At 73.3% G+C, this 13,823-nt stretch carries 11 protein-coding genes, 2 tRNA genes and 1 pseudogene; 12 read left to right on the plus strand and 2 right to left on the minus strand.

All coding sequences use genetic code 11. From position 1 onward, the window contains the following. Positions 1 to 42 precede the first annotated feature (42 nt). From rsfS to AB0D01_RS31780, 11 genes and pseudogenes are all read left to right on the plus strand, one after another. Positions 43 to 489, plus strand: coding sequence for a ribosome silencing factor (gene rsfS / locus AB0D01_RS31730; RefSeq protein ID WP_030008628.1), 447 nt, complete (start codon positions 43 to 45; stop codon positions 487 to 489). A 68-nt stretch (positions 490 to 557) separates the two neighbouring features. After that, the gene (locus AB0D01_RS31735; protein ID WP_363061412.1) at positions 558 to 1,178 is read left to right on the plus strand and encodes a histidine phosphatase family protein; all 621 of its coding nucleotides are present in this window, start codon (positions 558 to 560) and stop codon (positions 1,176 to 1,178) included. Between the two features lie 124 nt (positions 1,179 to 1,302). Next, positions 1,303 to 1,375: transfer RNA gene (locus AB0D01_RS31740), tRNA-Ala, on the plus strand. A gap of 142 nt (positions 1,376 to 1,517) precedes the next feature. Further along, a complete protein-coding gene (locus tag AB0D01_RS31745; protein WP_363061323.1) occupies positions 1,518 to 1,751 on the plus strand; it encodes a hypothetical protein in 234 nt (77 codons plus the stop codon). Positions 1,752 to 1,935: 184 nt separating this feature from the next. Continuing rightward, positions 1,936 to 2,008: transfer RNA gene (locus AB0D01_RS31750), tRNA-Ala, on the plus strand. 247 nt (positions 2,009 to 2,255) lie between these two features. Beyond that, positions 2,256 to 5,129 (plus strand): leucine--tRNA ligase, encoded by a 2,874-nt coding sequence (leuS, locus tag AB0D01_RS31755; protein WP_363061325.1) that lies wholly within the window; start codon positions 2,256 to 2,258, stop codon positions 5,127 to 5,129. 155 nt (positions 5,130 to 5,284) lie between these two features. Continuing rightward, positions 5,285 to 6,064, plus strand: a complete 780-nt coding sequence (locus AB0D01_RS31760) for a hypothetical protein (RefSeq protein WP_363061414.1) — start codon at positions 5,285 to 5,287, stop codon at positions 6,062 to 6,064. 87 nt (positions 6,065 to 6,151) lie between these two features. Beyond that, entirely contained in the window at positions 6,152 to 6,997 is an 846-nt protein-coding gene (locus tag AB0D01_RS31765) for a DegV family protein (RefSeq protein WP_363061327.1), read from the plus strand. Between the two features lie 255 nt (positions 6,998 to 7,252). Then, positions 7,253 to 8,260, plus strand: a complete 1,008-nt coding sequence (locus AB0D01_RS31770; RefSeq protein ID WP_363061416.1) for a ComEA family DNA-binding protein — start codon at positions 7,253 to 7,255, stop codon at positions 8,258 to 8,260. Further along, a pseudogene (locus tag AB0D01_RS31775) lies at positions 8,257 to 10,638 on the plus strand (ComEC/Rec2 family competence protein); the annotation flags it as partial. The gene AB0D01_RS31770 and the pseudogene AB0D01_RS31775, both read left to right, overlap by 4 nt. A gap of 157 nt (positions 10,639 to 10,795) precedes the next feature. Continuing rightward, positions 10,796 to 11,656: a YceI family protein gene (locus tag AB0D01_RS31780; protein ID WP_363061418.1), complete on the plus strand. Its 861-nt coding sequence runs from the start codon at positions 10,796 to 10,798 to the stop codon at positions 11,654 to 11,656. A gap of 58 nt (positions 11,657 to 11,714) precedes the next feature. Here the strand turns inward: AB0D01_RS31780 and AB0D01_RS31785 are convergent, their stop codons facing one another. After that, a complete protein-coding gene (locus AB0D01_RS31785) occupies positions 11,715 to 11,957 on the minus strand; it encodes a hypothetical protein (protein ID WP_363061329.1) in 243 nt (80 codons plus the stop codon). Between the two features lie 61 nt (positions 11,958 to 12,018). Here AB0D01_RS31785 and holA point away from each other — a divergent pair, with 61 nt between their 5' ends. Further along, a complete protein-coding gene (gene holA / locus AB0D01_RS31790) occupies positions 12,019 to 13,011 on the plus strand; it encodes a DNA polymerase III subunit delta (RefSeq protein WP_363061420.1) in 993 nt (330 codons plus the stop codon). A gap of 366 nt (positions 13,012 to 13,377) precedes the next feature. Here holA and rpsT read toward each other — a convergent pair whose 3' ends face one another. Next, positions 13,378 to 13,644 (minus strand): 30S ribosomal protein S20, encoded by a 267-nt coding sequence (gene rpsT / locus AB0D01_RS31795; protein WP_266788134.1) that lies wholly within the window; start codon positions 13,642 to 13,644, stop codon positions 13,378 to 13,380. Positions 13,645 to 13,823 lie beyond the last annotated feature (179 nt).

Raw genomic sequence — 13,823 nt, forward strand, 5'->3', positions numbered from 1 at the left:
GACCCTTGTAAGGATCTGCCCGCCAACCCGAAAGCATGGCCAGTGACCGCCACGGACCGCTCCATCGAGCTCATCACCGCCGCCGCCCAGGCCGCGGCCGACCGGCTCGCGCACGACATCATCGCGTACGACGTCAGCGACGTGCTGTCGATCACCGATGCCTTCCTGCTCGCCTCCGCGCCCAACGACCGCCAGGTCAAGTCGATCGTGGACGAGATCGAGGAGCGGCTGCTCAAGGAGCTCGGCGCCAAGCCGGTGCGCCGCGAAGGCGACCGCGACGCCCGCTGGATCCTGCTCGACTACGTCGACATCGTCGTCCACGTCCAGCACAGCGAGGAGCGCGTGTTCTACGCGCTGGAGCGCCTGTGGAAGGACTGCCCCGAGATCGAGCTGCCCGAGGACGCCAAGCTCACCATCGGCAAGGCCGAGGAGCACGCCAAGCTGCGCGAGGCGGCGGGCGACGACGAACTGGACGGTGATCTGTTCTGAGCACCACCCCTTCGACCGCCTCGACCTCCGCGACCGCCTCGACCTCCGCGGGCAAGACCGGCAGGAAGATCGTCCTGTGGCGGCACGGCCAGACGTCGTGGAACCTGGAACGGCGCTTCCAGGGCTCCACGGACATCGAGCTGACCGAGACGGGCGTGGCGCAGGCGCGTCGCGCCGCCCGGTTGCTGGCCTCCCTGAAGCCCGATGCCATCGTCGCCTCCGACCTGCGGCGGGCCGCCGCCACGGCGGCCGAGCTCGCGGCGGTCACGGGCCTGTCCGTCGAGCACGACGAGGCGCTGCGCGAGACCTACGCCGGGGAGTGGCAGGGCCTCACGCATGACGAGATCCTCGCCAAGCACGGCGAGCAGTACACGGCGTGGAAGCGCGGGGAGCCGGTGCGTCGTGGTGGCGGTGAGCTGGAGACCGAGGTCGCCGACCGCGCCGCGCCCGTCGTCCTGAAGCACGCGGACCGGCTGCCCGACGGCGGCACCCTCGTGGTGGTCAGCCACGGCGGCACCATCCGTACGACGATCGGCCGTTTGTTGGGCCTGGACGCGTACCACTGGGAGGGCCTCGGCGGGCTCTCCAACTGCTGCTGGTCCGTCCTCGGCGAGGGCGTGCGGGGTTGGCGGCTCATGGAGCACAACGCCGGCACGCTGCCGGAACCGGTGCTCGGCGACGACGACTGAGGGGTCGCCACAGGCCGCCGCGGACCGCCCCACCCCCGGATTTCACTTTCCGGCTGGTCACAGGCTAGAGTTCTTCTTGTTCGCAGCGAAGAACACCGGAAACGGGGGGAACGCGGCGGAGAGCGGGGCTATAGCTCAGTTGGTAGAGCGCCTGCATGGCATGCAGGAGGTCAGGAGTTCAATTCTCCTTAGCTCCACAATCAGGATCCCGTCCCCAACAGGGGGCGGGATCCTTCCGTTTGTCCCTTTGGCCTGCTGACCCGGCCGGTACCGGCATGGCAGAATCGACAGCGCCGGAGGGGGACACGACGGCCCGACGCGGGAGGGAGTCGCTGACGGATGGGTGCACACCGGCGGCGGTGCGACTGGTGCGAGAACGGCACGCCGATCGTTCGGGACATGGACCCGGTCAATCCCGACTACCAGTACTGGTGCGAGGAATGCGCGCGGGCGCTGATCATAAAGGGCGACCCGATCGAGACGTACCGGGAGCTGGAGGGCGAGCCGATCTACGGCCGGCTGCTCGACGAGCACTGCACGCTCAAGCGGTTCTATCAGTTCGCGAGAGCGTGATCGGGTGAGGTCGGCCGGGTGAGGTCGGCCAGGTGAAGTTGGCCAAAGATGCTCAAAACGGACATGGCTCGGGCTCCGCGGAAACCGATTTTTGGTCTCGGGCCATGACCGTGTAATGTTTGGGATGTCGCCAGGGGGAACCGGCAAGGGAAACCGAAGCGACAAGCGGTAAACGAAGTAACAAGGGGCTATAGCTCAGTTGGTAGAGCGCCTGCATGGCATGCAGGAGGTCAGGAGTTCAATTCTCCTTAGCTCCACAGTGAAGAAGAGGGCCACCCGATCCGGGTGGCCCTCTTCTCGTTCCGCGGAACGAACGGGCGTCCGCCGGGGCCGCTGCGGTACCCTGGCGCCATGCGTGCCGTACGCCTTCTGCTTACCGAGCCGCGCTGATCAGCACCGACCCCTCGTGAGGTCGGCATCGGCGCGGCGTCCCCTCCTGTGCGAGGGGCTTTTTCGTTTGGGCAGGCAGAGACGGCAGAGTCGATCGATGGAGCTTCAGGAATCATGAGCGAGACGAACACCCCGGCCCCCGAGGCGGCCGAGGGGCACCGTTACACGGCTGCCATGGCCGCCGACATCGAGGCACGCTGGCAGGACGTATGGGACGCGGAGGGCACGTACGAGGCCCCGAACCCCACCGGTGACCTGGCGGGCGACCAGGCGGTCGTCGCCCGGCCCAAGAAGTTCATCATGGACATGTTCCCGTACCCCTCCGGTGCGGGCCTGCACGTCGGCCACCCGCTCGGGTACATCGCCACCGACGTCTACGCCCGCCACCAGCGGATGTCCGGCCACAACGTCCTGCACACCCTGGGCTTCGACGCCTTCGGCCTGCCGGCAGAGCAGTACGCCGTGCAGACCGGCACCCACCCGCGCGTGTCGACCGAGGCGAACATCGAGAACATGAAGGTCCAGCTGCGCCGGCTGGGCCTGGGCCACGACAAGCGCCGGTCGTTCGCGACGATCGACCCCGCGTACTACAAGTGGACCCAGTGGATCTTCCTGCAGATCTACAACTCCTACTACGACGCCGACGCGAAGAAGGCCCGCCCGATCACCGAGCTGGTCGCCGCCTTCGAGAACGGCTCCCGCGAGGTGCCCGGCGGTCGCGCCTGGGCCGAACTGACCGGGGCCGAGCGCGCCGACGTGCTGAACGGCTTCCGGCTGGCCTACGCCTCCGACGCGCCCGTCAACTGGTGCCCCGGCCTGGGCACCGTACTGGCCAACGAGGAGGTCACCGCGGACGGTCGCTCCGAGCGCGGCAACTTCCCCGTCTTCAAGGCCAAGCTGAGCCAGTGGAACATGCGGATCACCGCCTACGCGGACCGCCTGATCGACGACCTGGACGCCCTGGACTGGCCCGAGGCCATCAAGCTCCAGCAGCGCAACTGGATCGGCCGCAGCGAGGGCGCGCGCGTGGACTTCGCCGTCGGCGACGCCGGCGCGATCACCGTCTTCACCACCCGCCCCGACACCCTGTTCGGCGCCACCTACATGGTGCTGGCGCCCGAGCACGAGCTGGTCGAGAAGATCGTCCCGGCCGAGTGGCCCGAGGGCACGCACCAGGTGTGGACCGGCGGCGCCGCGACCCCCGGCGAGGCCGTGGACGCGTACCGCAAGCAGGCCGCCGCGAAGTCGGACGTCGAGCGCCAGGCCGAGGCCAAGGACAAGACCGGTGTCTTCACCGGCGCCTACGCGACCAACCCGGTCAGCGGCGACCTGGTCCCCGTCTTCATCGCCGACTACGTGCTGATGGGCTACGGCACCGGCGCGATCATGGCCGTCCCGGCACACGACAGCCGCGACTTCGAGTTCGCGCGCGCCTTCGAACTGCCGGTGCGCTGCGTCGTGGAGCCCTCGGACGACCGCGACGCGGACCCGGCCGAGTGGGCCGACGCGTTCACCTCGTACGACGGCACCATCGTGAACTCCACGGGCGAGGGCGTCTCGCTGGACGGCCTGGGCGTCGTCGAGGCGAAGGCCGCCATCACCGCCTGGCTGACCGAGCGCGGCATCGGCGAGGGCACCGTCAACTTCCGCCTGCGCGACTGGCTGTTCAGCCGCCAGCGGTACTGGGGCGAGCCCTTCCCGATCGTCTACGACGAGGACGGCGCCGCGCACCCGCTGCCCGAGTCGATGCTCCCGCTGGAGCTGCCCGAGGTCGAGGACTACTCGCCGCGCACCTTCGCGCCGGACGACGCCGCCTCGAAGCCGGAGACCCCGCTGTCGCGCAACGAGGCCTGGGTCAACGTCGAGCTGGACCTGGGCGACGGCTGCGGGGTGCGCTCGTACCGCCGCGAGACCAACACCATGCCGAACTGGGCCGGTTCCTGCTGGTACGAGCTGCGCTACCTGGACCCGAACAACGACTCGGCCCTGGTGGACCCGCAGATCGAGCAGTACTGGATGGGCCCGCGCGAGGGCGCCCCGCACGGCGGTGTCGACCTCTACGTCGGCGGCGCCGAGCACGCGGTGCTGCACCTGCTGTACGCCCGCTTCTGGTCGAAGGTGCTGTTCGACCTGGGCCACGTCTCGTCGGCCGAGCCGTTCCACAAGCTGTTCAACCAGGGCATGATCCAGGCGTACGCCTACACCGACGCGCGCGGCGTGTACGTCCCGGCGGCCGAGGTCGAGGAGCGCGACGGCGGCTGGTTCTTCCAGGGCGAGCCGGTCAAGCGCGAGCACGGCAAGATGGGCAAGTCCCTGAAGAACGCCGTCACGCCCGACGAGATCTGCGAGGAGTACGGCGCCGACACCCTGCGCCTGTACGAGATGGCGATGGGCCCGCTGGACGTCTCCCGTCCGTGGGACACCCGCGCCGTCGTCGGCCAGTACCGGCTGCTCCAGCGCCTGTGGCGCAACATCGTGGACGAGGAGACGGGCGCCGTCACCGTCGTCGACGGGGAGCCCGACGAGGCCACCCTGCGCGCCCTGCACAAGGCCATCGACGGGGCCGGCTCGGACATGGCGGGGCTGCGGTTCAACACCGCCATCGCCAAGATCACCGAGCTGAACAACACCCTGACGAAGGCGGGCCGCCCGCTGGAGCGCTCCGTCGCCGAGCGACTGGTGCTGCTGGTCGCCCCGCTGGCCCCGCACATCGCGGAGGAGCTGTGGCACCGGCTGGGCCACACCGACTCGGTGGTCCACCGGGACTTCCCCGTGGCCGACCCGGCGTACGTGGTCGACGAGACCGTGACGTGCGTCGTGCAGGTCAAGGGCAAGGTCAAGGCCCGCCTGGAGGTCGCTCCCGCCATCTCCGACGCCGACCTGGAGCAGCTGGCGGTCACCGACCCGGCCGTCGTCGCCGCGCTGGACGGCGCCGAGATCCGCAAGGTGATCGTGCGCGCGCCGAAGCTGGTCAACATCGTCATCTGAATCGGGGGAGCCGGCGCCGATGGGACCTCCAGGTCCTCTCGGTCCTCGGTATGAGGGTCATCCCGTACGGGCAGGTTGGGGGTTCGATTGGAACCCCTGGCCTGCCCGTGGCGTTTACGGTGGGAGGGAAGCAACAGGCGAAGAAGGGGAACCTCATGGAGGCGGGCGTCGCTTTGATCATCTTTGGCCTGTTGGTGCTGTTCGCCTTCCTGGGGCTGGGCGCCTGGGCCACGGTGAAGGTGGTCGGCGCGGCCAAGCGAGGCGTGGACCGCACCATCACCCAGGCCCGCAGGACCGTCGAGGACACCACGCTGAAGGCGAAGAGCCTGGGCCAGGTCGGCGTCACGGGCGCGCTCGCACAGCTGCGCCTGGACCTGCGGACCTCGATGCGGACCACGCAGCAGGCCCTCTACCAGGGAGCGCAGACGGACAGCTCGCTGAAGGAGTCGATCGTCCTGTTCGAGCGGCTCAGCGCGCACGGGCACGAGCTGGACGACGAGCTGAAGCGGCTGGAGCAGGAGCCCGACCGGCAGCGGATCGCGGCGAGCCTGCCCGACCTGCGGGAACGCACCTCCAAGATCACGGAAGCCGCCGACTCGCTGCGGTGGGCGGCCCGCGACCGGGCCCGCCAGTTCGCCGCCCAGGACCTGGACACCCTCTCCGCGGAGATCAAGCTCGAATCCGGCGCGCTGCGGGACTGGTCGCGGGAGCCGGTGGACCACCTGGCGGCCGCCGCCGAGGCGTGGGACGCGCGTCAGGCGGCCGAGGCCGCCGCGGGTGCGGCCGGGGCCTCCGGGCCGGAGGGGGCGCCCGAAGGGGCCGGGAACGGACCGGCGCGGGGGACCGGGGCGACGCGGCCCGCCGCGATCGATGCGGCGCCGCAGGCGACGCCGTACCCGTGGCAGAAGGCGCCGCGGCCCGAGACCACCACCTGAGGCACGGCCGGGCCGGGGACCGGGTGTTCGACGTGGTGGGCGGGCCCGGGCTGCCGGATCGCCTCCGCTGCCGGTAACCTCCGGCTCATGTCCCGCCATGTCGCGATCGTCACGGATTCCACGGCCTATCTGCCCCAGCCGGCGATGGCGCGGCATGGGATCACCGCCGTCCCCCTGACCGTGGTCCTGGGCGACGAAGCCTTGGAGGAAGGCACCGAGATCTCGGCGCGCAGCCTCGCCGTCGCCCTCCAGAAGCGCCGCCCGGTCACCACCTCCCGGCCGGGTCCCGAGGAGTTCGTACGGGCCTACCGGGCCGCCGTGGACGCCGGCGCCGGCGGCATCGTCAGCCTGCACCTCTCCGCCGAGTTCTCCGGCACGTACGACGCCGCCGTGGTCGCGGCCAAGACGGCCGACGTCCCGGTCCGGGTCGTCGACACCGGGATGGTCGCGATGGCCCTCGGGTTCTGCGCCCTGGCCGCCGCCGAGGCCGCCGAGGCGGGCGGCTCGGTCGACGACGCCGTGGCGGCCGCGGAGAAGCGGGCCGCGGACATGTCGGCGTACTTCTACGTCGACACCCTCGACTACCTCCGCCGGGGCGGGCGGATCGGCGCCGCGCAGGCCCTCCTCGGCTCGGCGTTGGCCGTCAAGCCGCTGCTGACGCTGGACGGCGGCCGCATCGAGATGCTGGAGAAGGTACGGACGGCCTCCAAGGCCATCGCGCGCCTGGAGGAGCTGGCCGTCGAGCGGGCGGGCGCGGGGAGCGTGGACGTCGCTGTCCACCACCTGGCGGCTCCCGAGCGGGCGGAGAAGCTCGCGCAGCGGCTGCGCGAACGGATCCCCGGCCTGGTCGAGATGCACGTCAGCGAGGTGGGCGCGGTGATCGGAGCCCACACCGGTCCGGGGTTGCTGGCGGCGGTGGTGTCGCCGCGCTGAGTGGGGACCCTGGAGGGGTCGGGCGGGGTGGGTAGGGGGCGGGGCTTCACCGGAACGGGTGGCGGGGATATCCACAACGGGGCCTTCATCCACCGGAATTGAGGGCTCCGAGCGGGGATCCGGGAAGGCCCCTAGCGTCGGGGCATGACTCTTCACACGCAGGACGCGGAAGGCCTCTCGGAGGCACGGACCCGATACGACGCCATCGCCGGGCCGGTGGCCGGCGGTGCCCTCGCGCCCGGTGGCGCGGGGCCGATGGGGCGCTCCGACGGCCGGGAGCGGTACCGGCGGCGGCTGCGTTCGCGGTCCCGGGCCAGGCCCGACCCCGAGGCGGTGCGCAGGCGGGCCGAGGCGCTGTTGGCCGGGGGTGTTCCGCCGCCCGCAGGGCAGGAGGCGGCCGGGGAGCCGTCGGGGTCCGGCGGGTCGGCGGGGACGGAGCTCGCGACGCCGGCCGTGGGGGCGGGAGCGTCGCGGCCGGTGCGGCCGGTGCGGCCGGAGGGGCCGGATCGTCCGGAGGGGCCGGAGGGGCCGGAGGGGCCGGATCGGTCGGAGGGGTCGGAGAGCGGGCGCCCGGGTGGGTCGGCGCCGGTTCGGGCGGGAGCGTGGAGGTCCGCCCTGCGGGAACGGTTGCCGCTGTGGGTGCAGGCCCGGTGCGGGGTCGAGCCGCGCACGGTCGCGGCCGTCGCGGTGGTGCTGGTCGTCGCGGTCGGGTTCGCCGGCCGGCAGTTCTGGGCCGCCCGTCCGGGCCCGGTGACCGCGCCGGCCGTCGTCGCCCCCGCCGCCGTCGCGGCGGCGCCCTCGGCGAGCGCCGCCACGGCGTCCGACGCCCGTGTCGTGGTGGACGTCGGCGGCAAGGTCAGGGAGCCCGGGGTCCGGCGACTGCCCGGCGGCTCGCGGGTGGAGGACGCGCTGGCCGCCGCCGGGGGAGTACGGCCCGGCACGGACACCACCGGGCTCAACCGGGCCCGGGTGCTGGTGGACGGCGAACAGGTGCTGGTGGGGGTCACGGCGCAGCCGCCGCCTCCCGGAGGCGCCGGTGCGGGCCCCGGCGGTGGCGCGGGGCCCGGGGCGGGGCCGCTGAGCCTGGCCACGGCCACGGTCGAGCAGTTGGACGGGCTGCCCGGGGTCGGCCCCGTGCTCGCCCGGCACATCGTGGAGTTCCGTACGGCCCGGGGCGGGTTCCGGTCCGTGGAGGAACTCCGACAGGTCCAGGGGATCGGCGAGCGGCGCTTCGCCGAACTGCGCGGGCTGGTGCGGCTGTGAGCGGGTCGCGGGGGGCCGAGGAGGGGCGGCCGGTCGATCTGCGGCTCGCGGTGCCGGCCGGGGCCGCCTGGGCCGCCACCGCCCTGGCCCTCGGGGCCCCGGGGCGCTGGACCGCCGTCGGGGTGGGGCTCGCGGTGGTCGCGGCGGGGGCGCTGCTGCTCGCCGGCCGGCGCCGTCCGCAGCCCCTGTGGCGGGTCGGTACGGCCGCGGCCGCCGCCCTGCTGTGCGCGGCCGCGGGCGCGGGGGTGGCCGGGCTGGAGCGGGCCGAGGCGCGGGCGGGGCCCGTGGCGGGGCTGGCCCGGGAGCACGCCCGGGTCCTGTTGGAACTCACCGTCGGCTCCGACCCCCGCGCCACCCGGGGCGGGAACGGCCCGCCGGGGGTGATGCTGGACGCGGTGGTGACGGCGGTGCGGGGCCCCGACGGGACGCGGACGCGGACCGTGACCCCGGTACGGGTGTCGGCCGCGCATCCCGACTGGGCCGGCCTGCTGCCGTCGACCCGGGTCGAGGTGGTCGCCGCCCTGGCTCCGACCGCGGGCGGGGAGCGGGCCGTGGCGCTGGTCCGCCCGGCCGGGGACACGCCGCCCGAGGTGACCGGCGGGCCCGACGCCGCCCAGCGGTTCGCCGGGAGCCTGCGCGCGGGGCTGCGGGAAGCCGTCCGGGAGCTCGCGCCCGACGCGCGGGCGCTGCTGCCCGGGCTGGTGGTCGGGGACACCTCCGGGGTCCCGGACGACCTGCGCGAGGCGTTCAGGGCCACCGACCTGCTGCACCTGCTGGCCGTCTCCGGCTCCAACCTCACCGTGGTGCTGTGCCTGCTGATCGGGCCCCCGGCCCGCGCGCGGCTCGTCGAGCGGCGGGGGCTCGCGCCCCGCCTGGGGCTGTCGCTGAGGGCCACGGCCCTGTGCGGAGCGGCCCTCACGCTGGGCTTCGTCGTGGTGTGCCGGCCCGAGCCGAGCGTGTTGCGAGCCGCGGCGTGCGGGGCGATCACCCTGCTGGCCCTCGGTACCGGCCGGCGGAGGTCGCTCGTGCCGGCACTGGCCGGGGCGGTGCTGCTGCTCGTGCTCTACGACCCGTGGCTGGCCCGCGGTTACGGATTCCTGCTGTCGGTCCTGGCCACCGGGGCCCTGCTCACCCTCGGGCCCCGGTGGAGCGCGGCCCTGCGGCGGCGGGGCGTGGGCGCGCGCACGGCCGACGCGCTGGGGGCGGCCGCCGCCGCGCAGGCGGTGTGCGCGCCCGTGGTGGTGATGCTCTCCGCCCGGGTCAGCCTCGTCGCGGTGCCGTGCAACCTGCTGGCGGAACTCGCGGCGGGACCGGCGACGGTGCTCGGTTTCGCCACCCTCGCCGTCGCCCCGCTGTGGATGCCGGCGGCGCGGGTGCTCGCCTGGTGCGCGGGGGTGCCGGCCGGGTGGATCGCCGCCGTGGCGCGGGGCGGGGCCGGATTGCCGGGGGCGGAGGTGCCCTGGCCCGGCGGGCTGCGGGGCGCGCTGCTGCTCGGGGTGGTCACGGTGGTCCTCGTGGGGCTCGCGGCGCGGTTCGGCCGGCGGCGTGCCGTGTGCGCGGCCGTGGCGATCCTGCTGCTGGTCGCCGTACTGCGACCGCCGCAGCTCACGCGGGCCCTCACCGGCTGGCCGCCGCCGGACTGGAGCTACGTGCAGTGCGCGGTCGGCCAGGGGGACGCCGCCGTGCTGGCCGTCGCCCCCGGGACGGCCGTCGTGGTCGACGCCGGACCGGATCCGCGACCGGTGGACGCCTGCCTGCGGTCCCTCGGGGTCCACCGGGTGCCGCTGCTCCTGCTGACGCACTTCCACGCCGACCACGTCGGAGGACTCGCGGGCGTGTTGAGGGGCCGGTCGGTGGGTGTGATTCAAACCACCACGGTGGAGGAGCCGCCGGAGCACGCGAGGGCCGTCCGGCGGGCGGCGGCCGCCGCCGGGGTGCCCGTCGTACCCGCGCTCGCCGGCGAGCGGCGGCAGGTCGGGAGGCTCGGGTGGGAGGTGCTGTGGCCGAGGGGGTCCGGGCCGGCGCCGCGCGGGCCCAACGACGCGAGCGTGGCCCTGCTGGTCCGCACGTCGGGGGTGACGCTGCTGCTCCTCGGCGACCTCGAACCGCCCTCCCAACAGGCCCTTCTGCAAAGCCATCCCGAGCTGGGGCCGGTGGACGTCCTGAAGGTCGCCCACCACGGATCGGCCCACCAGGACCCCGGTCTCCAGGACCGGATCCGACCCCGGATCGCGATCGTCCCCGTCGGCGCCGGCAACCGCTACGGGCATCCCGCGCCGAGCACCGTCGGCCGGTTGCGGGAGCGGGGGACGACGGTGCTGCGCACCGACCGGGACGGTTCCGTGGCGGTCGCCGGGAGCGGCGCGGGGATGCGTGCGTTCCCGGCCGGCCGGCGTCGCCGGCGGCCCGGGCATACCGGGCGCGACCATTCTGTTTGCCCCCAACCCGGCAGCATGATCGAATGCGTCTTCGCCAGAACGGTCCAAGTCCACACAGCACGGGGGTGCATCAGCCATGTTCGGTCGCCGACGGGGGATGGAGACGGCCGGAAGTGCCGGTTCACAGACATCCGCCACTCTGACGTTGCCGCCCACGGCGAAGCTGTTGAGCTGTCGGGTGCTCGACACGGTCCACCAGCCGGTCCGGCAGGCGAAGTTCGAGGTGACGGACCCGATCGGCAGACGGGTCGTCAGCGGGGAGACGGACCCGTACGGCGGGTTCACCGCCGCCGTGCCGGAGGGGGAGTACCGGCTGTCCGTCACCGCCGAGGGCTACGCGCCGTTCCACGGGGCGACGCTCGTCGGGGACCCGGCGCAGCCCGGGACCGCCGAGATCATCCTGGACGCGGTGGAGCCGCCGAGGCTGCCGGCGCCCGGCCACTGGGAGCTGGACCCGACGCACTCGTCGATCGGATTCTCCGCCCGGCACATCGGATTCGCCCGGATCCACGGCCGGTTCACGACCTTCGCCGGCGCGGTCCGCATCGCGGAGCGCATGGAGGACTCCTCCATGCACGTGATCATCGACGCGGCGAGCATCGACACCGGTCTGCGGATGCGGGACGACCACCTGCGGTCCGCCGACTTCCTGGACGCGGCCCGCCACCCCACGGTGGAGTTCTACAGCGAGCGGTTCATCCACCGCAGCGGCAGCCGATGGGCGGTCGCGGGGGCCCTCACCCTCCACGGCGTCAGCCGTTCCGTCACCCTGGACACCCAGTACCTGGGGCACGGCACGGGCCTGGAGGGCGAACCGAGAGCGGCCTGCCGGGCCACGGCGGAACTGCACCGCGAGGACTTCACGCTGAACTGGCAGTCGATCCTGGCCCACGGCGTCGCGGCGATCGGCTCCAGCGTGGACGTGACGCTCGACGTGCAGATCGTCCACAAGGCGTAGGCCGCGGGCGCCGCGGGCCGCGGGCGAGGCCCCGGCCCGGTCGGGGCCGGGCGGTGGTCTACGGGGCTTCCAGCCAGCCCTCGTACTCGGCGGCGAGGTCGTCCAGGGCGCCGGTGTCGAGCCGTTCCCTCGGGTCCTCCACGACGACCAGCCACTGGGCGTCCTCGGCGTCGTCCTCGCCGGCGAGGGCGTCGCGGACCAGCTGGGGTTCCTCGGGCAGGCCGAAGCGGTCGACGGCCTCCTGGGCCACCTCTTCGGCGGCGTCGCGGTCGGGCAGGACCAGTACATGTCGCACGTTCACCCGACCATTCTCGGGCACCGGGCGCGGGGGACTGTCGGTGCGGCGTGGGATGCTGGGGACGATGGCCACCAGGAAGAACTCCACCGACGATCTCCTCGCCCCGATCACCCTCGCGGTGGGGCAGGAGGACCTGCTCCTCGACCGTGCGGTGCGCGAGGTGGTGACGGCCGCGCGCGCGGCCGACGCCGACACCGACGTGCGCGACCTCACCTCCGATCAGCTCCAGCCCGGCACGCTGGCCGAGCTGACGAGCCCCTCGCTGTTCTCCGAGCGCAAGGTCCTGATCGTGCGCGGCGCGCAGGACCTGGGCGCGGAGACGGTCAAGGAGCTCAAGGCCTACCTCGCCGATCCGTACGAAGAGATCGCGCTGGTCCTCCTGCACGCCGGTGGGGTCAAGGGCAAGGCGGTCCTGGACGCCGCGCGCAAGGCGGGTGCCCGCGAGGTGGCCTGCCCGAAGATGACGAAGGCCGCGGACCGACTGTCGTTCGTGCGGGGCGAGTTCCGGACGCTGGGTCGTTCCGCGACCCCCGACGCCTGCCAGAACCTGGTCGACGCCATCGGCAGCGACCTGCGGGAGCTGGCGAGCGCGGTGGCGCAGCTGTGCGCGGACGTCGAGGGCACCATCGACGAGGCCGTCGTGGGCCGCTACTACACCGGGCGGGCCGAGGCCTCCAGCTTCACGGTCGCCGACCGGGCCGTCGAGGGCCGCGCGGCCGAGGCCCTCGAAGCGCTGCGCTGGTCCCTGTCGACGGGTGTGGCACCGGTCCTGATCACCAGCGCCCTGGCCCAGGCCGTGCGGGCGATCGGCAAGCTCGCCTCCGCGCCGCGCGGGGCCCGTCCCGGTGATCTCGCCCGGGACCTCGGCATGCCGCCGTGGAAGATCGACCGGGTCCGGCAGCAGATGCGGGGCTGGTCGGCGGACGCCGTCTCGGACGCCCTGCGCGCGGTGGCGCTGGCGGACGCGGGGGTCAAGGGCGGGGGCGACGACCCCGAGTACGCGCTGGAGAAGGCCGTCGTGGCGGTGGCCCGCGCGGCCCGCCCCCAACGCCGCTGAGGCGGCCCCGCAGCGCCTCGTGGCGGCCCCGCAGCGCCCGTGCACCCGTACCGCCCATGCGCCGGTACCGCCCGGCAGGGTCCCGCCCCCTCGCCTCGTGGCGGGTTCTTTCGTACCGCTCCAGGCTCCGTGCCGTCCCCCGTACGGTCCCGTGCCGTGCCGTGCCGTGCGCGGGCGCCGGTCGGGCGGCGCGGGCATGACGAAGGCCCCGGCTCCTCCCTGGGGAAGGGAGGGGCCGGGGCCTTCGACTACCGCTTGGTGTGCGCCGCACCCGCGTGGCGAACGCAGGCCGCGTGCGGCGCGGGGGCCGGTCCGGAGCGGGAGAGAGGGCCCGCTGGGTCCTTACCGGCGATTCACATCAGGAGCTCAGCCCTGGAGGGTGGCAACCTTGGAGGCCAGCGCCGACTTCTTGTTGGCGGCGGCGTTCTTGTGGATGACACCCTTCGAGACAGCCTTGTCGAGCGCACGCGCGGCGGCGCGGGAAGCCACGGTGGCCTTCTCGACGTCACCGGCGAGGACGGCCTCGCGGGCCTTGCGGATCGCGGTCTTGAGCGAGGACTTGACGGCCTTGTTGCGCAGGCGCGCCTTCTCGTTCGTCTTGTTCCGCTTGATCTGGGACTTGATGTTCGCCACGAAAGAGCCTTTTCAGGTTCAGAGTTTGATCTTCGGATTGTGTCCCGACAGCTGAGAGGGCATACGAGACACAGCTGCCCAGGCTACCAGGCGCGCTCCGACCGGCCCAAACCGAGCGCACTGCCCCGTCCATGGGACCATGGGAGTCTGCGTATCGATCCGAAGGATCCGATCAGGAC

It is taken from the genome of Streptomyces sp. NPDC048606, assembly GCF_040650855.1.
GTDB lineage: Bacteria > Actinomycetota > Actinomycetes > Streptomycetales > Streptomycetaceae > Streptomyces.

Coding starts and splice junctions, on each gene's coding strand:
- AB0D01_RS31745 (WP_363061323.1), top strand. CDS start 1,518: ATGGGTGCACACCGGCGGCGGTGCGACTGGTGCGAGAACGGCACGCCG.
- leuS (WP_363061325.1), top strand. CDS start 2,256: ATGAGCGAGACGAACACCCCGGCCCCCGAGGCGGCCGAGGGGCACCGT.
- AB0D01_RS31760 (WP_363061414.1), top strand. CDS start 5,285: ATGGAGGCGGGCGTCGCTTTGATCATCTTTGGCCTGTTGGTGCTGTTC.
- AB0D01_RS31765 (WP_363061327.1), top strand. CDS start 6,152: ATGTCCCGCCATGTCGCGATCGTCACGGATTCCACGGCCTATCTGCCC.
- AB0D01_RS31770 (WP_363061416.1), top strand. CDS start 7,253: ATGGGGCGCTCCGACGGCCGGGAGCGGTACCGGCGGCGGCTGCGTTCG.
- AB0D01_RS31780 (WP_363061418.1), top strand. CDS start 10,796: ATGGAGACGGCCGGAAGTGCCGGTTCACAGACATCCGCCACTCTGACG.
- holA (WP_363061420.1), top strand. CDS start 12,019: ATGGCCACCAGGAAGAACTCCACCGACGATCTCCTCGCCCCGATCACC.